19 protein-coding genes are annotated in these 19,131 nt (G+C 64.1%); 11 read left to right on the top strand and 8 right to left on the bottom strand.

Annotation, left to right across the window (positions count from 1 at the left end; translation table 11 throughout):
* Positions 1-4 precede the first annotated feature (4 nt).
* Together AC3ISR_RS10875 and AC3ISR_RS10880 are read right to left on the bottom strand one after the other, a co-directional pair.
* Positions 5-784 carry a TIM barrel protein gene (locus AC3ISR_RS10875; RefSeq protein WP_192300914.1) on the bottom strand — a complete coding sequence of 260 codons (780 nt, stop codon included), beginning with the start codon at positions 782-784 and terminating at the stop codon, positions 5-7.
* A complete protein-coding gene (locus AC3ISR_RS10880; RefSeq protein ID WP_305392446.1) occupies positions 781-1,785 on the bottom strand; it encodes a Gfo/Idh/MocA family oxidoreductase in 1,005 nt (334 codons plus the stop codon). Before AC3ISR_RS10880 ends, AC3ISR_RS10875 begins: the two co-directional genes overlap by 4 nt.
* Before the next feature lie 186 nt (positions 1,786-1,971).
* Here AC3ISR_RS10880 and AC3ISR_RS10885 point away from each other — a divergent pair, with 186 nt between their 5' ends.
* A complete protein-coding gene (locus tag AC3ISR_RS10885; RefSeq protein WP_463984747.1) occupies positions 1,972-3,933 on the top strand; it encodes a sigma-54 interaction domain-containing protein in 1,962 nt (653 codons plus the stop codon).
* Between the two features lie 24 nt (positions 3,934-3,957).
* Here the strand turns inward: AC3ISR_RS10885 and AC3ISR_RS10890 are convergent, their stop codons facing one another.
* On the bottom strand, positions 3,958-5,007 hold the full coding sequence (locus AC3ISR_RS10890) for a LacI family DNA-binding transcriptional regulator (protein WP_192300917.1): 1,050 nt from the start codon (positions 5,005-5,007) through the stop codon (positions 3,958-3,960).
* Positions 5,008-5,168: 161 nt separating this feature from the next.
* On the opposite strand from AC3ISR_RS10890, the gene AC3ISR_RS10895 reads away from it, so the two are divergent.
* From AC3ISR_RS10895 to AC3ISR_RS10915, 5 genes are all read left to right on the top strand, one after another.
* Entirely contained in the window at positions 5,169-6,302 is a 1,134-nt protein-coding gene (locus AC3ISR_RS10895; protein WP_489324737.1) for a fatty acid desaturase family protein, read from the top strand.
* A 75-nt stretch (positions 6,303-6,377) separates the two neighbouring features.
* A complete protein-coding gene (locus AC3ISR_RS10900; RefSeq protein ID WP_017735293.1) occupies positions 6,378-6,698 on the top strand; it encodes a MocE family 2Fe-2S type ferredoxin in 321 nt (106 codons plus the stop codon).
* A gap of 2 nt (positions 6,699-6,700) precedes the next feature.
* Complete coding sequence (locus AC3ISR_RS10905; protein ID WP_463984748.1) at positions 6,701-7,900, top strand: NAD(P)/FAD-dependent oxidoreductase; 1,200 nt, start codon at positions 6,701-6,703, stop codon at positions 7,898-7,900.
* Position 7,901: 1 nt separating this feature from the next.
* On the top strand, positions 7,902-8,720 hold the full coding sequence (locus AC3ISR_RS10910) for a sugar phosphate isomerase/epimerase family protein (protein ID WP_463984749.1): 819 nt from the start codon (positions 7,902-7,904) through the stop codon (positions 8,718-8,720).
* Positions 8,721-8,770: 50 nt separating this feature from the next.
* Positions 8,771-9,733 (top strand): Dyp-type peroxidase, encoded by a 963-nt coding sequence (locus AC3ISR_RS10915; protein WP_192300920.1) that lies wholly within the window; start codon positions 8,771-8,773, stop codon positions 9,731-9,733.
* 150 nt (positions 9,734-9,883) lie between these two features.
* Here AC3ISR_RS10915 and AC3ISR_RS10920 read toward each other — a convergent pair whose 3' ends face one another.
* Positions 9,884-10,756 (bottom strand): undecaprenyl-diphosphate phosphatase, encoded by an 873-nt coding sequence (locus AC3ISR_RS10920; RefSeq protein WP_192300921.1) that lies wholly within the window; start codon positions 10,754-10,756, stop codon positions 9,884-9,886.
* A gap of 178 nt (positions 10,757-10,934) precedes the next feature.
* Between AC3ISR_RS10920 and AC3ISR_RS10925 the strand changes: the two genes are divergently transcribed.
* On the top strand, positions 10,935-11,441 hold the full coding sequence (locus AC3ISR_RS10925) for a GNAT family N-acetyltransferase (protein ID WP_192300922.1): 507 nt from the start codon (positions 10,935-10,937) through the stop codon (positions 11,439-11,441).
* On the opposite strand, the gene AC3ISR_RS10930 is transcribed toward AC3ISR_RS10925, so the two are convergent.
* Positions 11,419-12,363, bottom strand: a complete 945-nt coding sequence (locus AC3ISR_RS10930) for a GlxA family transcriptional regulator (RefSeq protein WP_192300923.1) — start codon at positions 12,361-12,363, stop codon at positions 11,419-11,421. The genes AC3ISR_RS10925 and AC3ISR_RS10930 overlap by 23 nt on opposite strands.
* A gap of 157 nt (positions 12,364-12,520) precedes the next feature.
* On the opposite strand from AC3ISR_RS10930, the gene AC3ISR_RS10935 reads away from it, so the two are divergent.
* Positions 12,521-13,198 carry a type 1 glutamine amidotransferase domain-containing protein gene (locus tag AC3ISR_RS10935; protein WP_192300924.1) on the top strand — a complete coding sequence of 226 codons (678 nt, stop codon included), beginning with the start codon at positions 12,521-12,523 and terminating at the stop codon, positions 13,196-13,198.
* 79 nt (positions 13,199-13,277) lie between these two features.
* Positions 13,278-14,399: an alkene reductase gene (locus tag AC3ISR_RS10940; RefSeq protein WP_463984750.1), complete on the top strand. Its 1,122-nt coding sequence runs from the start codon at positions 13,278-13,280 to the stop codon at positions 14,397-14,399.
* A gap of 153 nt (positions 14,400-14,552) precedes the next feature.
* Here AC3ISR_RS10940 and AC3ISR_RS10945 read toward each other — a convergent pair whose 3' ends face one another.
* Both AC3ISR_RS10945 and AC3ISR_RS10950 read right to left on the bottom strand, forming a co-directional pair.
* Positions 14,553-15,539 (bottom strand): NAD(P)H-quinone oxidoreductase, encoded by a 987-nt coding sequence (locus tag AC3ISR_RS10945; RefSeq protein ID WP_463984751.1) that lies wholly within the window; start codon positions 15,537-15,539, stop codon positions 14,553-14,555.
* The gene (locus AC3ISR_RS10950; RefSeq protein WP_463984752.1) at positions 15,536-16,768 is read right to left on the bottom strand and encodes a YbfB/YjiJ family MFS transporter; all 1,233 of its coding nucleotides are present in this window, start codon (positions 16,766-16,768) and stop codon (positions 15,536-15,538) included. The genes AC3ISR_RS10945 and AC3ISR_RS10950 overlap by 4 nt, the downstream gene beginning before the upstream one ends.
* A gap of 112 nt (positions 16,769-16,880) precedes the next feature.
* Between AC3ISR_RS10950 and AC3ISR_RS10955 the strand changes: the two genes are divergently transcribed.
* Positions 16,881-17,756, top strand: coding sequence for a LysR family transcriptional regulator (locus AC3ISR_RS10955; RefSeq protein ID WP_192300928.1), 876 nt, complete (start codon positions 16,881-16,883; stop codon positions 17,754-17,756).
* Between the two features lie 83 nt (positions 17,757-17,839).
* Positions 17,840-18,235, top strand: coding sequence for a DoxX family protein (locus tag AC3ISR_RS10960; RefSeq protein ID WP_463984753.1), 396 nt, complete (start codon positions 17,840-17,842; stop codon positions 18,233-18,235).
* A gap of 59 nt (positions 18,236-18,294) precedes the next feature.
* On the opposite strand, the gene AC3ISR_RS10965 is transcribed toward AC3ISR_RS10960, so the two are convergent.
* Positions 18,295-19,113 carry an alpha/beta fold hydrolase gene (locus AC3ISR_RS10965; RefSeq protein WP_192300930.1) on the bottom strand — a complete coding sequence of 273 codons (819 nt, stop codon included), beginning with the start codon at positions 19,111-19,113 and terminating at the stop codon, positions 18,295-18,297.
* Positions 19,114-19,131 lie beyond the last annotated feature (18 nt).

The raw sequence follows: 19,131 nt of genomic DNA on the forward strand, positions 1-19,131 counted from the left end.
ATTGTTATAGGGTGAACGCTTGGCGGAATCGCTCCAGGGCCAGCTCGCTATCGCCGCTGGCCCAGCCTTCGAGGCCGACCACGCCGCGGTAGCCCATGGCATGCAAGGCCCTGGCAATCGCAGGGTAGTGGATTTCACCCGTGCCGGGCTCCTTGCGCCCCGGTACGTCGGCGACCTGGATTTCGCCGATCGCGCTGCCGGCGCGCTGGATCAGCTCGATCAGGTTTCCTTCGCCGATCTGCGCGTGGTACAGGTCCAGGTTCAGCTTCAGGTGCGGGCTGCCAACCGCCTCGATCAGCGCCAGGGTGTCCTCGGCGCGGGCGAACGGCGTGCCGGGGTGGTCGACCGCGGTGTTGAGGTTTTCCAGCAGAAACACGCGGCCGGCGTCTTCGCCCAGGCGGGCGATTTTTTCCAGGGTCTTGCAGGCGCTCAACCACATGCGCCCGCTGGTGTGGCTGACCGGCTGCACGGGCAGGCCGCCGTCACCCAGGCCGGTGCCGTGCAGGTTCAGGCTCGGGCACTTCAAACGTTCGGCAACGCCAAGGGATTCGCGGGCGCTGTCGAGCAATCGGCGGATGCCGTCGGGGTCGGTGAGGGTGCCGCTGATGTAGCCGGTCATCGAGGTGAAGTCGGCGCCGGTGGCGGCCAGGGCGCTGATGTCCTTGTCGGTCCAGTTCCAGATCTCGGCACTGAAACCCAGTGCATGGATGCGCTTTACGCGCTCGATGAAGGGCAGTTCGAGAAACACCATCTCGGCACTGATCGCCAGTTTGAACGGGCTCATACCGCCACCGCCTGGCCTTGCTGGAACGACTCGATGCACGCCCGCGCAATCGCCAGGGCGGCGCGGGCATCTTCACCGCTGGCCAGGGGTTTGGCGCCGCTGCGCAGGCAATCGGCGAAGTGGTTGAGCTCGGCAATATAGGCGTCGCGCAGCAGGTCGGTGTCCAGGCGCTGGGTATCGGCCTGGATACCCTGGGCCAGGTAACGCACCAGGTCGGACTCGTTGACGCCGCCCATGGTCAGCATGCCCGCGCTGCCGAACACTTCGCCGCGCACGTCGTAGCCATACACGGCCTGGAAGTTGGCTTCGGCGGTGGCAATCGCACCGTTGTCGAAGCGGATCGTGACCACGGCGGTGTCAAGAAAGCCTTTGCTCTTGTACTCAGGCGCGATCAACGCGTCGGCCATCACGTGCACTTGCACGGCTTCGGCGCCAGGGTTGAGGTAGCGCAGGGTGTCGAAGTCGTGGATCAGGGTTTCGAGGAAGATCACCCATTGCGGCGAGGCCGCCGGGTTGTTCAGCGCCGGGTCGCGGGTCAGCGAGCGCAGCAGCTGCGGGGTGCCGATACGGCCGGCGACGACATCGAGGTGGGCGGTGCGAAAACTCTTGGCGAAGCGCCGGTTGAAGCCAACCTGCAACGGCACACGGGCATCGGCCGCGGCGGCGATGGCGCGGTCGGCTTCATCGAGGGTGATGGCCATGGGTTTTTCGCAGAAGATTCCCTTGCCGGCGCGGGCCGCGCTGATCACCAGTTCGGCGTGGCTGCGGGCGGGGGCGGCGATGAGCACACCGTCGATGTCCGGGTCGTCGAGCAGTTGTTGCGGGTCTGTGTAGACCTTGGCCACGCCCAGCTCGGCGGCGAGGCGGGCGGCTTGGCCCGGCGTCGGATCGGCAATCGCCACCAGGCTGGCGCCGGGGATGTGCCGTGCGGCGGTCAGGCCGTGGAAGCTGCCCATGCGGCCGGCACCGATCAAGCCCAGGCGGATGTTCTGTGTAGTCATGCAATTACCCCTTTTTTATTGTTGGCCTCAGGACGGTCCTGATCGGCAAGGAGGTAAGAGCAAAGCCTGTGCCAGTTTATAAGTTATTGATAATTAACGATTAAATATTACGAATAAACAAAATGTGTTGATTTAAATGACATGCCTATACTGACATGTCGAAATTATGAACACGGACCCCTCCCCATGAGCATGACGTTCAGCGTGCAAGACCTCGATTACCTCACCGCCCTGGGGCCCGCCGCGCTGAACGATGGCCCCGTCGCGGCGCTGGAGCAGGCGTGGCGCGCTTGCCAGGGCGGCGAAGGCGAACGCCCGGCGGCGGTACGGCAGGTGATCTGGGATTCGTGGCGGCGCAGCGTCGCGGCGGGGATCGACCCGGCGGACGCCAGCTATCGTTTTGTCGGCGCCGACGCCCTGGCCGCCACATTGGCTGCCCACCGCGTGCTGATCACCGCCGCCGCGCAAGTCATGCACGGCCTGTTGGCCTACAACCCGCGTGGGCACATCAACCTCACCGACGCCGACGGCACCACCCTGTATTTCTGCGGGTTGGACATCACCCCGGTGGGCAGCCGCCTGCTGGAGTCGGTGCAAGGCACCAACTGCACCGGCCTGGCCCTGGCCGAGGATCGTCTGGTGTATGTGCTGGCCGAGGAAAATTTTGCCAGCGGCCTGCGCGAGCGGCGCATGCACTGCGCTGCCGCGCCGATCAAGAATGCCCAGGGCACAACCCTGGCCATGCTGACCCTCACCGCCGAGCCCGGCTGGTTTCACTTCCACACCCTGGGCACCGTGCAAGCGGCGGCCGAAGCCGTGTCGCGGCAGATGGCCCTGCAAGCGCTGCTGGAAGAACAGCAAACCGTCCTCGAAGTGCTCAACGAAGGCCTGGTGGTGCTGGATGAACGCGGCTGCATCAAGGCGCTCAACCGTTATGCCCGGCAATTGTTCGGGGTCGGCCTGGAGCTGATCGGCCGCCCGTTCCAGCACCTGGGCCGCAGTGAGTTGAGCGACTCCCTGGGTGAGCCGGTGCGCGACCTCGACTGCACCTTCCACCTGCACGACCGCAGCCAGCTCGCCTGCCTGGTCTCGGTGTGCCCGCTGGAGCAGGGCGGGGTGATCGTGTCGCTGCGCGAGAACCGGCGTATCCGCGAAATCACCCGGCGCATCATCAGCACCCAGGCCCGCTACACCTTCGACACCATCCAGGGCAGCTCGCGGGCGATCCAGGACGCGCTGCACCTGGGGCGCATCGCCAGTCGCAGTGACGCCACCACCCTGATCCTCGGTGAAAGCGGCACCGGCAAGGAGCTGTTCGCCCAGGCGATCCACAACGCGAGCGAGCGCCACAATGGCCCATTCGTAGCGGTCAACTGCGGCGCGATCCCTCGTGACCTGGTGCAAAGCGAACTGTTCGGGCATGTCGAAGGGGCATTCACCGGCGCGACGAGGGGCGGTTCAGCGGGCAAGTTCGAGTTGGCGGATGGCGGCACGATTTTTCTGGATGAGATTGGCGACATGTCCTTCGATGCCCAGGTCAGCCTGTTGCGGGTATTACAGGAGGGCGAAGTCACCCGTGTCGGCGCGAAAAATTCGCGGCAGGTGGACGTGCGCATCATCGCCGCGACCCACCGCAACCTCAGCCAGGCGGTGGCCGAAGGCGCATTTCGCGAAGACCTTTACTACCGCCTCAACGTGTTGAACCTGACCGTGCCGCCGTTGCGCATGCGCCGCGAAGACATTCCCTTGCTGGCACGGCATTTCCTTATGCGCTGCGCTCGCTCATTGCGTAAATCGGTGCAGGGGTTTGCGCCGGATGCGCTGGCGTTGCTCACGGCCTACAGCTGGCCGGGCAATGTGCGGGAGCTGGAAAACAGCATCGAGCGCGCGACCAACCTGGCCATGGGCGAGTTGATCCAACCGATTGATTTGCCTCTGGACACGCGCCCGCGCACGCCCATGCGATTGCCCGAGCCGCCACCTGCCCAGCAACTGAGCAGCTTCGAGATGCACGCCATCGTCGCCGCGCTGCAGAGCACCGGCGGCAACATCCGCCTGGCGGCGCGGCAGCTCAATGTGTCGCGGGGCGGGCTGTACAACAAGATGAGCCGGTTCGGCCTGAATGCCGCGGATTTTCGCAATCATTGAGCCTCGCACCGATCAAACTGTGTGTCAGGCGCAGATGTTTTCCGAAGTGACAATCTGCGGCGGTATGTGCACCCGATGCCGCACCGGATCGAACGCCTCGGCGGTCTGCAACTCCACCATCAATTGCACCAGCGCCGTGGCCGTCAGCTTTGGTTGCGAGTCCATCGCCACATCGATCAACCCCTGCCTCAACGCCTGGCGCGACAGCTCGGTGGACTCCTGCAAGATGCAGCACAGCGCCGGGCGCTTGGGCAGTTGCGCGAGGGCGCTGATGATGCCGTCGCCACCGCCGCCCACCACGCACAGGCCGCGCAGGTCGGTGTGGCGGGTGATCAGGTCGAGGGTGGCCTCTTCGGTGATGTCGCAGTTGTCCAGGTTGATCAACGGCTCCAACGGCTTGAGCCCCGGCGCGTGTTCGGCAAGGTAGCTGTGCAGGCCTTCGACGCGGGCCTGGTGGCCGAGGAAACGGTGGCCGCCGAGCAAGATCCCGACGCTGCCTTTGCGTGCGCCGCAGGTGCGTGCGAGCAACCAGCCCATGGTGCGGCCGACCACGTGGTTGTCCTGGCCCACGTAAGGCTCAAGGGCTTGTTCGTGGATGTCCGACAGCAGCGCCACCACCGGCACGCCGGCGGCGCGGATCTGCGCCAACGTGGCATTGATCAGTGGATGGGCGAAGCTGACCACGGCGAGGCCGTCGCACTGCACCGCGAGTTGTTCGATCTGCGCAGCGATCACGCTCGGTGTGCGCTCGACGATGTACTCGAACTGGCAGGTCAGGTTGGCCCCGGCGTGTTGCTGCGCCGCCTCGGCAATCGACTGCGCCAGGGTGGCGTAGAACGCCTGGGCGGTGGCCAGCAGCAGGATACCGAAACGGTAGGTCGGCCGCCGTTCGCGAATGCGCTGGCCGATCAGCCGCGCGGCGAAATAGCCCACGGCTTCGGCCGCCTGGAACACCTGCTCGGCGGTATCGGGATTGACCGGCGCACGCGCATTCAAGACCCGGTCGACGGTGGCCACGCTGAGGCCCGCCTGAGCGGCCACGGTGGCAATGGTTGGGCGTTTATGGTTGTTCATGGCAAGCCCTTGATGCGTCTTGATAGAAAACTATCAAGCCCCGCTGGGCCTGGATGATAGCTTGATAGGGAATGGATTCAAGGCCTTGAGGGCGATTTAGCGCTTCTCTATCGTGGGTTTGGCAAGGCACCTGAACCCCACGCTTGCGGAGAACAATAACAATGCCTGAACACACCGCTCACACCGCCCGGCGCGACTACAGCCTCACTGGCCCCGAAGCCGCCCGCGCCGCTGAAAAAGGCCTGGTCTCGGCCAGCTGGTATCAATCACCGATTTCCCGTAAACGCATGAAAGAACTGATGCAACGCCGCGACGGCCCGGCCTTGCGCGACACCGCCCTGTGGTTCGTCGCGCTGTTTGCCAGTGGCTTTGGCGGCTACTGGTTCTGGGGCTCCTGGGCCTGCGTGCCGTTCTTCATGGTGTATGGCGTGCTCTACGGCACGGCGTCCAACCCGCGTTGGCACGAGACCGGCCACGGCACCGCGTTCAAGACCCGCTGGATGAACGACGTGCTCTACCAGGTCGCCAGCTTCATGTGCATCTTCGAGCCCCACGTGTGGCGCTGGAGCCATGCGCGGCACCACACCGACACCATCGTCGTCGGCCGCGACCCGGAGATCGTCGAGCCGCGCCCGCCGAGCTTTCTGATGATGTGCCTGAGCCTGTTCAACCTGCCCCTGGCCTGGAAAACCTTCAGCGGCGTGGCGCGTCACGCCGCCGGCAAGATGAGTGCCCAGGAGGCCGACTTCATTCCTGAGTCCGAGTGGCCCAAGGTATTCCGCGCCGCCCGTATCTGGCTGGCGATCTACGCCGTGGTCATCGGCACCGCGCTGTACCTGCACAGCTGGTTGCCGCTGATGCTGATCGGTTTGCCGAGCATCTACGGTGCCTGGCTCGGCTACCTGTTCGGCCTGACCCAGCACGTGGGCCTCGCCGAAGACGTCCTCGACCACCGCAGCAATTGCCGCACCATCTACATGAACCCTGTGCTGCGCTTTATCTACATGGACATGAACTACCACCTCGAACACCACATGTACCCGATGGTGCCGTACCACGCCCTCGAGCAACTGCACGCAGAGATCCGCGGTGACTGCCCGCCGCCGTACGCCAACCTCTTCGAGGCCTACAAGGAAATCCTGCCGACGATCTGGAAGCAACGCAGCGACCCCACCTACTTCATCCAACGCCCGATTCCCGGCGCGCCTGTTGTAGTGAGCGAGCTTGCTCGCGCTGGGCTGCGAAGCAGCCCCAATGACGCCCCCGCGTTTTTCCAGACAAATCCCGATAGCTGATCCTGGGGCCGCTTCGCAGCCCTGCGCGAGCAAGCGCGCTCACTACAACAAGCTCGTTCACCACGAGGAACTACCATGAACGATCAATGGATCGACGTCTGCGCCGTGGGCGAAATAGACGAAGAAGACGTGCTGCGCTTCGACCATGGCGCTCACACCTACGCGGTGTATCGCTCGGCCGAGAATGAATTTTTTGCCACGGCCGGCCTGTGCACCCACGAGAAAATCCACCTCGCCGACGGCCTGGTGATGGACCACGTGATCGAATGCCCCAAGCACAACGGACGCTTTGATTACCGTACCGGCAAAGCCATGGGCGCGCCGGTGTGCGTCAACCTCAAGACCTACCCGGTACGGGTCGAAGCGGGGCGGGTGTTGCTCGCCGTCACGGTGTGACGATGAACGCGCCCTTGATCATCGTCGGCGCCGGCCATGCCGGCGGCCGTGCGGCGCTGACCCTGCGCGAAGAAGGCTACACCGGACGCCTGATCCTGATCGGCGATGAACCGCACCTGCCCTACGAACGGCCGCCGCTGTCCAAGGGGTTGCTGCAAGGCTGCGTGGACCTGGCCGGCTGCAGCCTGTGCGACCGCGAGCGCTTGGCCGCGTTGAACATCGAACATATCGCCGCCAACCCGGTGACTCATTTGCAGCCCGAGCAACAGCGCCTGCAACTCGCCGACGGCCAGTGGCTGGCCTACGCCGGCCTGTTGCTGGCCACCGGCGGCCGGGCGCGGCGTTTGCCCCAGGCCCAGGCCAACGTGTTGTACCTGCGCACCCACGATGAAGCCTTGGCCTTGCGCAGCGCGCTGCGGCCCGGCACACGGCTGGTGGTGGTCGGTGGCGGGTTTATCGGCCTGGAAGTGGCGGCGACCGCCCGTGGCCTGGGCTGCGAGGTGACGCTGCTGGAAGCCGGGCCGCGCCTGGCCGGGCGGGTATTGCCGCCGGTGATCTCGGCGGCGCTGTTGGCGTTGCATCGCCAGCACGGGGTGGATGTGCGCTTGAACGTGGTACTGGAATCGATCCAGGCCGATGCCGTGCAGTTGGTCGATGGGCAGTTGTTGCCGTGCGACCTGGTGGTGGTGGGCATCGGCATGCAGCCGAACATCGAACTCGCGGCGGCGGCCGGGCTGGAAGTGGGGCAGGGTATTCGTGTCGATGCGCAGTTGCGCACCAGCGCGGCGCATATCTATGCGGCGGGCGATGTATGTGAGTTCCGCCTCGACGGCCTGTACCAGCGCCAGGAAACCTGGCGCAACGCCGAAGCCCAGGGCCGGCATGCGGCGTTGAACCTGCTCGGGCGCCAATTGCCCTTCGATGCGCTGCCCGGTTTCTGGTCCGACCAGTACGATTGGGGCTTGCTCACCGTGGGCGTGATGACGCCGACTGTGGTCACTCGGCCATTGCCCGGCGGCGCGCTGTTGCTGTTCTACCTGGACGCCGAGTCCCGCATGCAAGGCGCTTGCGGTTGGGCGCCCGGCAACGGCGCGGCCAAGGACATCAAGCTCTGCGAACGCCTGATCGGCGCGCATATCGCGCTCGACACGGCCAGCCTGGCCGACCCCGAAGTGTCCCTCAAACAGTTGCTGCGAGGCTGAGATGCGCCAATTCCTGGTATTCCAATCCCTGTGGGCGATGCAAACCGAGCCCGGCCCTCTGGACGTGCAACTGGACCGCATCAAAGCTGCGGGTTTCGACGGCATCACCGACCACTACTGCAAGCCCGCCGATGTCGCCCGCCTGCACGCCGCCGCCTCGGCCAGGGGCTTGCAGATCGAGGGCCAACTGTTCCCGCAATCGGTGGATGACCTGGCCGCTGCACTGGATGTGATCAGCCGCTACGGCTGTCACCATCTCACTTTGCAGGCCGACGTGCGCCCGCGTACGCAGTCCGAGGCGGCACGCTTGGTCGAAGGCTGGCAGCGCCTGGCCGAGCAGGTGGACTTTCCGGTGCTGCTGGAAACCCACCGTTATCGGCTGACCAACGACCTGCACTTCACCCTCGATCTGCTCGCGCAAATGCCGGATTTGCAGCTGCTGGCCGACCTGTCCCACTACGTGGTCGGGCGCGAACTGCCGGAGCCGGGTGCCGTGGAAGACGATGAACAGATCCGCACGATCCTGCGCCATAGTTGGGGGTTTCATGGGCGCGTGGCGAGCAGTGAACAGGTGCAGGTTTCGCTGGACTTTCCCCAGCACCAAGCCTGGGTGCAGCGCTTCACCGAGTGGTGGCGCTACGGGATCGAAGACTGGCTGGCGCGGCCCGACACGCCGCACAGCCTGTCCTTCACCTGCGAGCTGGGCCCGCCGCCGTATGCCATCACCGGCGCAGACGGTCGCGAGATCAGCGATCGCTGGAGCGAGGCCTTGAAGCTGCAAGCGTTGATCCGCGAAGTGTGGCGCAACTGTCAGAAATGATCTGCTAATCTGCGCGAGTTTAATCTCGCCCTTTAGTCTGGACGTTCACCATGACCCCATCCTCTGTTTTGCCACCTCTGGAACCGCAGTCGGTGTGCCACCCGATCACCCGCAGCGCAATTTTCATGGTCGCCACCTTGACGCCCGGCAATGTCGATACGGTGCGCGCCTGGTGCGCCGACATCGCCGGGTTGGTGCGCTCGGTGGGCAAGCGCGTGCCGGACGGCAATCTCACCTGTGTCTGCGGGTTTGGCTCGGATGCCTGGGACCGGCTGTTCGGTGCGCCACGCCCGGCGGCGCTGCATCCGTTTCGCGAGTTTGGGGTGCAGGGGCGCATGGCCGTCGCGACGCCGGGGGATATCCTGCTGCATATCCGCGCCGAGCAGATGGACCTGTGTTTCGAACTGGCCACCCAGTTGATGGCGGCGCTGGGGGATAGCGTCAAGGTGGTGGACGAGGTCCAGGGTTTCCGCTACTTCGATATGCGCAGCATCATCGGCTTTGTCGACGGCACCGAGAACCCGGTGGGGCGCAAGGCCGAAGGCTTCACCCTTGTCGGTGATGAGGACAGCGAATTCCGCGGTGGCAGCTACGTGCTGGTGCAGAAGTACCTGCACAACATGAACGCCTGGAACGGCCTGACGGTGGAGGCCCAGGAGAAGGTGATCGGGCGCACCAAGCTGGCGGATATCGAGTTGGATGACCAGGCCAAGCCGAGCAACGCCCACAGTGCGCTGACGGTGATTACCGACGAGGACGGCAATGAGGTGAAGATCCTGCGCGACAACATGCCCTTTGGGCGGCCTGGGGCGGGGGAGTTCGGCACCTATTTCATCGGCTACGCGCGCTCGCCGCAGCCGCTGGAATTGATGCTGGAGAATATGTTTGTCGGGCGGCCGGTAGGCAACTATGACCGCTTGCTGGATTTCAGTACGGCGGTGACGGGTGGGTTGTTTTTTGTGCCGTCGGCTGACCTGCTGGAAGAACTGGCCGATCGAAGCGGCGGCCTCTAAAACAACTCAGTCCAACTGTGGGAGCGGGCTTTTGTGGGAGCGGGCTTGCTCGCGAATACGGTGTGCCAGTCGCTGAATAGGTTGACTGATCCACCGCTTTCGCGAGCAAGCCCGCTCCCACATTGGATTGGATGTGCTTTCGCAATGGAGTCAGCTCAGCAGGCCAGTGCTGACCGCCACAATCAGAAACACCCCCAATAACGCCCGGTAGATCACAAACGGCCAGGTCGAGAACCGCTCCAAAAACTTCATCAGCCCCCAGATCGCAAAAAACGCCGAGACGCTCGCCACCACCAGGCCAAACAACAGATGCGGCCAGGCATGCGCGGGCAAGTCGGCGCGCAGCAGTACCCACAGCTCCTTCAACCCGGCGAGGGCAATGGCCGGCAGGCCCAGCAGAAAGGAGAAACGCGCCGCTTCTTCACGCTTGAAGTTGAGGAACAGTGCGGCGGTGAGGGTGGAACCCGAGCGCGATACCCCCGGAATCAAAGCACCAATCTGCGCAATGCCGACGATCAGCGCATCGCGCAGGCGCATCTCACCCATCTCCCGGGTGTGGCGTGCGCGTACTTCTGCGACGGCCAGCAGCACCGCCATGACCACGCAGGAAATGCCGATCACCATCAACCCACGCAACGGCGAGTTGCATGCGTTCAAGGTCGAAGACAGCGCCAACCCGGCAATCCCGATGGGTATCGTCGCCAGCACAATCGCCACGGCCAGCTTGAACCAGCGGTCGTTGTAGTCGCCCCGACGCACTGCGCCGATGCTGCCGGTGGTGACTTGGTGCACGTCGCGCCAGAAATAGCTGACCACCGCCGCCAGCGCCGCCAGCTGCATCGCCGCCGAAAACGCCGAGCCTGGGTCCTGCCAGCCGAGCAGGGCGGGGACCACGCGCATGTGGGCGGTGGACGACACCGGCAGCAGCTCGGTAATGCCCTGGATCACGCCCAGGATGAAGATCTGCAAGTAGTCCAGGGAGGCAAAGCCCACATCCAGGCCGGCGGAACAGACGTTGGTCACGGTGCGTGTCCTTGAGAAAAGGGGGATTTGCGCGAAGTCTATTCTAAATGTTTCAGGAATTTGGCCAGGGCAGGGTAAATCCGCAATCGGTTCAGCAAACAGAAAGGTTGGACAATGTATTGGCCTGCGCGAAGGTTTTGTGAACAATGGCGCCCTGCATTTTTTCACCGAGAGCCCCATGTCCGAAACCACCGTCGAACTGATCCAGACCGGCCCCGAAGCCGCCGAGCTGATCCGCAATCTCTACCAGTACTACGCCTATGAGTCGTCGGACTGGGAACAGGAAGATGTCGAAGGGGACGGCCGTTTCTACATCCATGACGAACACCTGGCGCGCTACTGGCAAGACCCGCAGTGGAGCGCCAACCTGTTGTTGGTGGATGGTTTTATCGCCGGCTTCCTGCTGATCGAAGGCAGCGAGTTGCCCGGCATTGATGCGCTGGAGCTGGCCGACCTGTTTATCCTCAAGCGCTACCGGCGCAAAGGCATCGGGCGCGCTATCGCCACCCAGGTGCTGTGCAGTGGCGCATCCAACTGGCTGGTGCGTTTTTATGACCAGGACGAAGTGTCCCAGGCGTTCTGGCGCACGGTGCTGGATAACCTGCCGCGCCCGGTGCAACTGCTTGAACTGGATGACGAACCGCAGTTGGTGAACTACCTGATCACGCGGGTGGCGCTGCATTAAACGCTTGCTGCATTGCCTGCGGCGGCTGGCCGAAGGCGCGCAGGAAGGCCTGGCGCATGCGTTCGCGATCACCGAAGCCGGTTTCGCGGGCGACCACTTCCACCGGGTGGCGGCTGGTCTCCATCAGCGTCCGCGCGGCTTCCACCCGCAGCGATTCGATGGCTTTGGCCGGGGTCTGGCCGGTTTCTTCACGAAACACCCGGCTGAACTGGCGCGGGCTGAGCCGTGCGACATCGGCCAAGGCGTCCACCGACAGATCGTGGGTCAGGTTTTCGCGGGCATAGGCCAGGGCCAGTTGCACGCGGTCTGACTTGGGGTCCAGCTCCAGCAGGGCCGACAGCTGCGACTGTTCGCTGCCGCGCCGCTGGGCGATCACCAGTTTGCGGGCGATGCGCCGCGCGAGGTCGCTGCCCAGGTCGTTCTCGACCATGGCCAGGGCCATGTCCACGCCGGCGCTCATGCCGGCGCCGGTCCAGATCTGGCCGTCGACCACGAACAAGCGGTCTTCTTCCAATTGAATCTGCGGGTAGCGCTTGCGAAATGCCGGGGCGTGAATCCAATGGGTGGTGGTGCGCTTGCCTTCCAGCAGGCCGGCGTCGGCCAACACGAAAATACCCATGCACAGCGATGCAACACGCCGCGATTGGACGGCAGCGGCCTTGACCAATTCCAGCAGGTTGGCCTCCGGCAGGCGGAACTCCATGTAGCCGCCGACGATCAGCGTGTCATAGCCTTCGGCGCGGATCGGCGTGGTGTTCACCGAGAACCCCTGGGAGGTCATCACCGCGCCGCCACGCTCCGACACCAGGTGAAACTCGTAGGCCGGCTCGCCACGCAGCAGGTTCGCGCACTCGAACACCGAGCCGACACTGAGGCTCAGGCACTCAAAATTCGGGTAAACCAGCAGCGCCACGCTGTGCATCGCATCTCTCCAAGGGCAGGGGAGGTGGAATTGTCCGCGCGCGGCGGGCAAACGGCAACCGCCACCGTGCATGTCCGAAAACCTTGCGGATATGACGTTGTGCCGTGCAACCCAGGCTCCTAAGCTTCAACCCACACTCATCCCGAGGCACTCGACAATGAAAGTATTGATGGTTTTGACCTCTCACGATCAGTTGGGAGACACCGGCCGCAAGACCGGCTTCTGGCTCGAAGAGTTTGCGGCACCCTATTACGCGTTCAAGGACGCCGGTGCCGAGGTGGTGCTGGCATCCCCGGCCGGCGGGCAACCACCGCTGGACCCGGTCAGCGACCTGCCGGACTTCCAGACCGAACAGACCCACCGCTTCGCCGCCGACCCGGCCGCGCAGCAGGCCTTGGCCAATACGTTGAAGCTGGATGCGGTCAACGCCACCGATTTCGACACGGTGTTCTACCCAGGTGGCCACGGTCCGTTGTGGGACCTGGCGGAGTCGCCGGTGTCGATCGCGCTGATCGAGTCCTTCGAACGCGCCGGCAAGCCGATTGGTTTCGTCTGCCACGCACCGGGTGTGCTGCGTCACGTCAAGGCAGTCAACGGTGAGCCGCTGATCAAGGGGCGTCGCGTCACCGGCTTCTCCAACTCGGAAGAAGCCGCGGTGGAATTGACCGATGTGGTGCCGTTCCTGGTTGAAGACGAATTCAAGAAACTCGGCGGCAAGTACGAGAAGGGCGCCGACTGGCAATCCTTTGTGATCGTCGATGGTTTGCTGGTCACCGGGCAGAACCCGGGCAGCTCCAGCGATGTGGCCAAGGCGCTGCTGAAACTCACCGCGTAAGTTCATTCATTACCTTTTGATTGGCGGCTCCCGAGGAGTCGCCAAGGCTTTTGCTCGTCCAGGATTTGGAAAACCGCACATGACAGACAATATTCTCAACACCCCACTGCAACTGGGTCGGCACACACTGGGCAACCGCATTGTGCTGCCGCCGTTGACCCGCCAGCGCAGCGCCCAACCCGGTGACATCGCCACCGCCTTGATGGCCGAGTATTACCGCCAGCGTGCGTCGGCCGGCTTCATGGTCAGCGAGGGCACGCAGATCGAGCCCCGTGGCCAGGGGTACGCGTGGACGCCGGGGATCTACAACGCGGCGCAGGTCGATGGCTGGCGCACCGTCACTGACGCTGTGCATGCTGACGGCGGGGTGATCTTTGCTCAGCTGTGGCATGTGGGGCGCGTCTCCCATCACGCGTTGCAACCAGGCGGCGCAGCCCCGGTGGCGCCGTCGGCGATCCAGCCGAAACAGGTCAAGGCGTTCATCGAAACCGCGCCGGGCGCTGGTGAACTGGTGCAACCGCCAGTGCCGCGTGCGTTGGATACGCAAGAGGTCAAGGACCTGGTCGGCTTGTATGCCGAGGCCGCGCGCAACGCGATGGCGGCGGGGTTCGATGGGGTGGAGATTCATTCGGCCAATGGTTATCTGGTCAACCAGTTCATTTCGGCGCATTCCAATCAGCGCGATGACGAATACGGTGGTTCGCTGGATAACCGCCTGCGTTTTCTGCGCGAGATTGTCGCGGCGGTCAGCGATGCGGTCGGGCCGGATCGACTGGGCGTGCGTTTTTCGCCGTTGTTCAGTGGCACCGACCAGGACCGCGTGTACATCGGCCTGGTGGAAGAAGACCCACATCACACTTACATCGAAGCCGTCAAAATGCTGGAAGCGGCGGGCATCGCCTACGTTTCCATTGCCGAGGCGGATTGGGACGACGCACCTCAATTGCCGGAAAGCTTCCGGCGTGCGCTGCGTGACAGCTTCAGCGGCCGCATTATCTACGCCGGACGCTATACCGCCGAGCGTGGCGAGAAACTGGTGCAAGCGGGGCTGGCGGACCTGATCGCGTTTGGCCGCCCATTCATTGCCAACCCGGACCTGCCGCAACGCCTGTTCAATGGCTGGCCGCTGAACCCGCTGCGGGTCGAAGGCATGTACGGGGGTTCGGAGCAGGGCTATATCGATTACCCGACTTACCGTTAAAACGGCGGCCTTCAATACACAGCAAATCAAATGTGGGAGCGGGCTTGCTCGCGAAAGCGGTGGTTCAGTCAAAGTATCTGTGTCTGATACACCGTCTTCGCGAGCAAGCCCGCTCCCACACAAGCCTGCTTTTCACATTGGATTTGTGCGGGTTCAGATCACCCGCAGCACAATCTTGCCGATATGCTCCCCACCTTCCATCCGCGCATGGGCCTTGTCGGCGTCGGTGTACTCAAACACCTGATCGATCATCGGCAGGCAACGCCCGCCTGACAGCGCCGGCCACACGTGCTCGCGCAGTTGTGCGGCGATGGCGGCTTTTTCATCCGCAGTCCGCGTGCGCAGCAGTGAGCCGGTCACAATCGCGCGTTTGCCGAGGATGGTCAGCAAGTCCACGTCATTGGCCTTGGTGCCGCCGAGAAAGCCCAGCATCACCAGGCGGCCATCCATGCTCAAGGCCTTGAGATTGGTGTTGAGGTACGAGGCGCCCATGATGTCGAGGATCACATTCACGCCTTGGGCACCGATCACTTCGGCGAAGTCCTGCTCACGATAATTGATCGCCTCGGCGCCCAGGTCGCGGATGACCGCGCATTTCTCGGCGCTGCCGGCGGTGGCAAATGCCTGGATCCCGAATTCGCGGCACAACATCAGTGCGGTGGTGCCGATGCCGCTGGTGCCGCCATGGATCAGCACACGCTGACCCTTGTGCGCGCCACCGATGCCAAACAGGTTGGCCCACACGGTAAAGAAGGTTTCCGGGATCGCGGCGGCTTGAAGCCACGACAGGCCCTCGGGAATCGGCAACGCCTGGCCGGCAGGCACCGCGCAATATTGCGCATAGCCGCCGCCGTTGGTCAGGGCGCAAACCTTGTCGCCGAGGGCGAAGGCGCTGACCCCGTCGCCCAGTGCGACCACTTCACCCGCCACTTCCAGGCCGGGAATCAGGCTCATGCCGGGCTTCATCGGGTACGTGCCCGCGCGTTGCAAGGCGTCGGGGCGGTTGACCCCGGCGGCGTGCACGCGAATCAGGATTTCGCCGGCGCCCGGGGTGGGCACGGGGACCTGGCGTGGCTTGAGCACTTCGGGGCCGCCGGGAGTGGTGATTTCAATCAGGGTCATGTCGGTAGGCAGGGTCATTTTGCAAGTCCTGTAGCGGTAAGCGTATGGGGTGGGACCGTAGCGAACGGTCGGCGGTTCAGTTGCAACATACCCAGTTCCAGCATCAGCGCGACCACGATCGCCCCGGCTGCAATCATGAACAACAACCCATGGTCGCCACCGCTGCTGTTGAACAAGGCTGAATAGGCAAACCCGCTCAGTGCCTGGAATGTCGCGAACGACACCGTTGCACGGCTCCAGGCGAGCTGTTGCTGGTGATGGTCGGGCAGCAATTCATGCACCCGCGCCAAGGCCAGCGGCACGATGCCTGGTGGGAACGAGCCAAGGATCACCGCCAGCAGCGCCAGGGCGGTGAACGAGCCGGCGAAGGGCAATAGCCCGACGGCCAGCGCCTGCACCACCAGGACCAGGCGAATGCTGGCGCGGGCCCCGAGTTTGTCAGCCAGGTACCCATAGGTGACCGGCCCGATAATCGAGCCCAGCCCGTACATCACCCAGATCATCGCGCCGACCTGCGGGCCATCCCCCAGGCCACGGGCCACGTAGTCCACCAGGAACACCATGGCTGGCACCAGGCCCGCCGCCATAAAGGCGTATTGGGCAAACAACAGGTACACACCGGCGGGGGTGGGCAGCGGCGCGTGTGCCGGTGGTGCGGGTTCCTGCTGCGTGCCGTGGGGCCATGCCAACCAGCTTGCGGCGGTCAGCACCAATGCCAACAGGCCGAGGCCGAACCAGGTCTGCTGCAGGCCCAGGCGCAACAGCGGCGGCACGAGGGTGCCTGAACCGGCAATCCCCAGGCCGATCCCGAGGAAGATCGCACCGCTTGCCAAGCCCCGCCGCGCTGCCGGGACATGGGGCAGCACCGTCGCCGCCACCAGCACCATGATTGCGCCACCGGCCACCCCCGACAGCAGGCGCCAGCCGAAGAACCAGGCCACCGACAACGGAAAGCCGCAGGCAAAGAACGCCAGGGTCACCGCGACCATCATCAGGCGCAACGCGGTGGTGTTGGAGGTCCGTTGGGCGAGGGGCCGACCGATCAGCGCACCGATCAAATAGCCCACCAGGTTGGCGGCGCCGAGGTACACCACATCGCTGGCGCTGAACCAGTGGGCCTGGATCAGGCTTGGGATCAGTGGCGTGTAGGCGAAACGTGCCAGGCCAATACTGACCAGGCTGGCACACAGGCCGGCGAAGATCGGCAGCCAGATCGAGCGACGAGCACAAGCGTGGAGGTCATGCATGGGGGCGGTCCTGGGTATTTTTCTCTGGCGCCCAGCATAGCCAGGATTATCGATGCAATAATGCTGCGATTAAGCTTCATACTGATGCATATATGCAGCACTGGAGAAACGCATGAATTGGGACGATGCACGGGTATTCCTCGCGGTTTGCCGCGAATCCACGCTGCGCGGGGCGGCACGGGTGCTGGGGGTGGACCAGGCGACCGTTGGCCGGCGCGTCAATGCCCTGGAAAAATCCCTGGGCGCGACGCTGTTTCTGCGCACCTCCGAGGGCTACGCACTGACCGCCGTTGGCGAGGCGGCCTTGCTCTCGGTGGAAAAAATGGAACGCTCGGCCCTTGATCTGCAACGCCAGATCCAGGGCCTGGATGAACGCCTGACCGGCACTGTGCGGGTCAGCACCACCGACTCCCTGGCCATCGACTTCCTGATCCCGGCCATCGCCTGTTTGCACGACAAACACCCCGACGTACGCGTGCAATTGGACGCGTCCACCCAGATCCTCAGCCTGGCCAAGCGGGAAGCCGACATCGCGGTGCGCAACACGCGCCCGGACAACCCCGACCTGATCGCCCGGCGCATCGCCCGTTGGCCGGTGGGCTTGTTTGCCTCCCAAGGCTACGTCGAGCGTCACGGTGTGCCCGAGCCCGGCAGCCTGTTCGACGGCCACGATCTGGTGGTCTATCAACCCTATCTGCAACACCAGAAGGACCTGACGCTGGTGTCCGAGCCGCTGGGCCGTGGGCGCATTGTCGCCGCCTTGAGTTCCAGCCTGCTGGTGCGCCGGTCGATTGCCGCCGGCATCGGCATCGGTGAAATCCCGGTGGCCAGCGGTGAGCGCGACGGCCTGGTGCGCCTGTGGCCGCAGCGCACGCGACCGACGCCCTACGACGTATGGCTGGTGACCCACGCCGACCTGCGCCACACCGCACGGGTGCGGGTGGTGATCGATGAAATCGTCGCGGCGTTTGCCGGCACGGGGGAGTGAGGTCAGCACAGGCTTGCAAGCGTGCGCGTGCGCCTGTCGACAGAATCGACCGCGACAGAAGGTCAACTCACACCGGAGCGCATATGCACGAATCAAAGTATCAGGATCTGGGGCTGTTGTTCCTGCGGGCCAGCGGGGCGTTGTTTTTGCTGTGGGTGCATGGCCTGCCCAAGTTGCTCAACTACAGCGAGCAGTTGAAGCTGATCGAAGACCCGTTCCACCTCGGTGCGCCTATCACCCTGGCCTTGGCGATTTTCGCCGAGGTGCTGTGCCCGTTGCTGATCATTGCCGGGGTGCTGGTGCGGCTGGCGTGCCTGCCGATTCTTGCGGTGCTGTTGATCGCGTTGCTGGTGGTGCATCCCGAGTGGACGCTGTTCGAGGCGCAGTTTGGCTGGTTGTTGCTGATCATCTTCACCACGTTGCTGATCAGCGGGCCGGGGCGCCTGGCGTTGGGCCAACGCCAGGCAGTCAACACGTAGCGCATTGCCTGTGGCGAGGGCGCAAGCTTCCTCGCCACAGGTAGGCTGTTGATCCTGGTTCAGCGCTGGAGGAAGGCCAGCAGGTCTTCGTTCAACTGCTGGGCGTGGGTCGCGGCAAAGCCGTGGGGCGCGTCTTTGTAGACTTTCAGCTCGGCACCCTTGATCAGTTCGGCGGCCACTTTGCCGGTGGTTTCGAACGGCACGATCTGGTCGCCGTCACCGTGGATCACCAGGGTCGGTACGTCGATCTTGGCCATGTCCGGGCGGAAGTCGGTCTCGGAGAAGGCGGTGACGCAATCCACGGTCGACTTGAGCGACGCCATCAGCGCGATCTGCAAGGTCTGGGTCAGCACGCCGTTGGAGACCACCTGGCCCTTGTTGAGGCCATAGAACGGCGTGTTGAAATCACTGATGAATTGCGCGCGGTCCTTGAGCAGCTCGGCCTTGAACCCGGCAAATACATCAAGCGGCACGCCTTGGGGGTAATCCGCTTGCTGGCCGAAGATCGGCGTCACCGCGCCCAGCAGCACCAGGCCGGCCACACGGGCGCTGCCATGGCGGGCGATGTAGCGCGACACGTCGCCGCCGCCCATGGAGAAGCCGACCAGGGTCACGTCTGTGAGGTCCAGGTGTTCGATCAACTGCGCGATGTCGTCGGCAAAGGTGTCGTAGTCATTGCCGGTCCAGGGCTGGTCCGAGCGGCCAAAGCCACGGCGGTCGAAGGCGATGGTGCGGTAGCCGCGACTGCTCAGGTACTCCATCTGGTATTCCCACATGTCCGCATCCAGCGGCCAACCGTGGCTGAACAACACGGGCTGGCCGCTGCCCCAATCCTTGAAGTAGATCTGGGTGCCGTCTTTGGCAACGAATGTGCTCATGGAAAACTCCTGGGTGGG

The sequence above is a fragment of the Pseudomonas sp. GL_117 genome (assembly GCF_057835125.1).

What these genes read in the sequence shown, in the direction of transcription:
- AC3ISR_RS10885 (WP_463984747.1), top strand. Translation starts at nt 1,972, where the DNA reads ATGAGCATGACGTTCAGCGTGCAAGACCTCGATTACCTCACCGCCCTG.
- AC3ISR_RS10925 (WP_192300922.1), top strand. Translation starts at nt 10,935, where the DNA reads ATGTCCGAAACCACCGTCGAACTGATCCAGACCGGCCCCGAAGCCGCC.
- AC3ISR_RS10910 (WP_463984749.1), top strand. Translation starts at nt 7,902, where the DNA reads ATGCGCCAATTCCTGGTATTCCAATCCCTGTGGGCGATGCAAACCGAG.
- AC3ISR_RS10900 (WP_017735293.1), top strand. Translation starts at nt 6,378, where the DNA reads ATGAACGATCAATGGATCGACGTCTGCGCCGTGGGCGAAATAGACGAA.
- AC3ISR_RS10940 (WP_463984750.1), top strand. Translation starts at nt 13,278, where the DNA reads ATGACAGACAATATTCTCAACACCCCACTGCAACTGGGTCGGCACACA.
- AC3ISR_RS10935 (WP_192300924.1), top strand. Translation starts at nt 12,521, where the DNA reads ATGAAAGTATTGATGGTTTTGACCTCTCACGATCAGTTGGGAGACACC.
- AC3ISR_RS10895 (WP_489324737.1), top strand. Translation starts at nt 5,169, where the DNA reads ATGCCTGAACACACCGCTCACACCGCCCGGCGCGACTACAGCCTCACT.
- AC3ISR_RS10930 (WP_192300923.1), bottom strand. Translation starts at nt 12,363, where the DNA reads ATGCACAGCGTGGCGCTGCTGGTTTACCCGAATTTTGAGTGCCTGAGC.
- AC3ISR_RS10960 (WP_463984753.1), top strand. Translation starts at nt 17,840, where the DNA reads ATGCACGAATCAAAGTATCAGGATCTGGGGCTGTTGTTCCTGCGGGCC.
- AC3ISR_RS10880 (WP_305392446.1), bottom strand. Translation starts at nt 1,785, where the DNA reads ATGACTACACAGAACATCCGCCTGGGCTTGATCGGTGCCGGCCGCATG.
- AC3ISR_RS10875 (WP_192300914.1), bottom strand. Translation starts at nt 784, where the DNA reads ATGAGCCCGTTCAAACTGGCGATCAGTGCCGAGATGGTGTTTCTCGAA.
- AC3ISR_RS10950 (WP_463984752.1), bottom strand. Translation starts at nt 16,768, where the DNA reads ATGCATGACCTCCACGCTTGTGCTCGTCGCTCGATCTGGCTGCCGATC.
- AC3ISR_RS10955 (WP_192300928.1), top strand. Translation starts at nt 16,881, where the DNA reads ATGAATTGGGACGATGCACGGGTATTCCTCGCGGTTTGCCGCGAATCC.
- AC3ISR_RS10915 (WP_192300920.1), top strand. Translation starts at nt 8,771, where the DNA reads ATGACCCCATCCTCTGTTTTGCCACCTCTGGAACCGCAGTCGGTGTGC.
- AC3ISR_RS10890 (WP_192300917.1), bottom strand. Translation starts at nt 5,007, where the DNA reads ATGAACAACCATAAACGCCCAACCATTGCCACCGTGGCCGCTCAGGCG.
- AC3ISR_RS10965 (WP_192300930.1), bottom strand. Translation starts at nt 19,113, where the DNA reads ATGAGCACATTCGTTGCCAAAGACGGCACCCAGATCTACTTCAAGGAT.
- AC3ISR_RS10945 (WP_463984751.1), bottom strand. Translation starts at nt 15,539, where the DNA reads ATGACCCTGCCTACCGACATGACCCTGATTGAAATCACCACTCCCGGC.
- AC3ISR_RS10905 (WP_463984748.1), top strand. Translation starts at nt 6,701, where the DNA reads ATGAACGCGCCCTTGATCATCGTCGGCGCCGGCCATGCCGGCGGCCGT.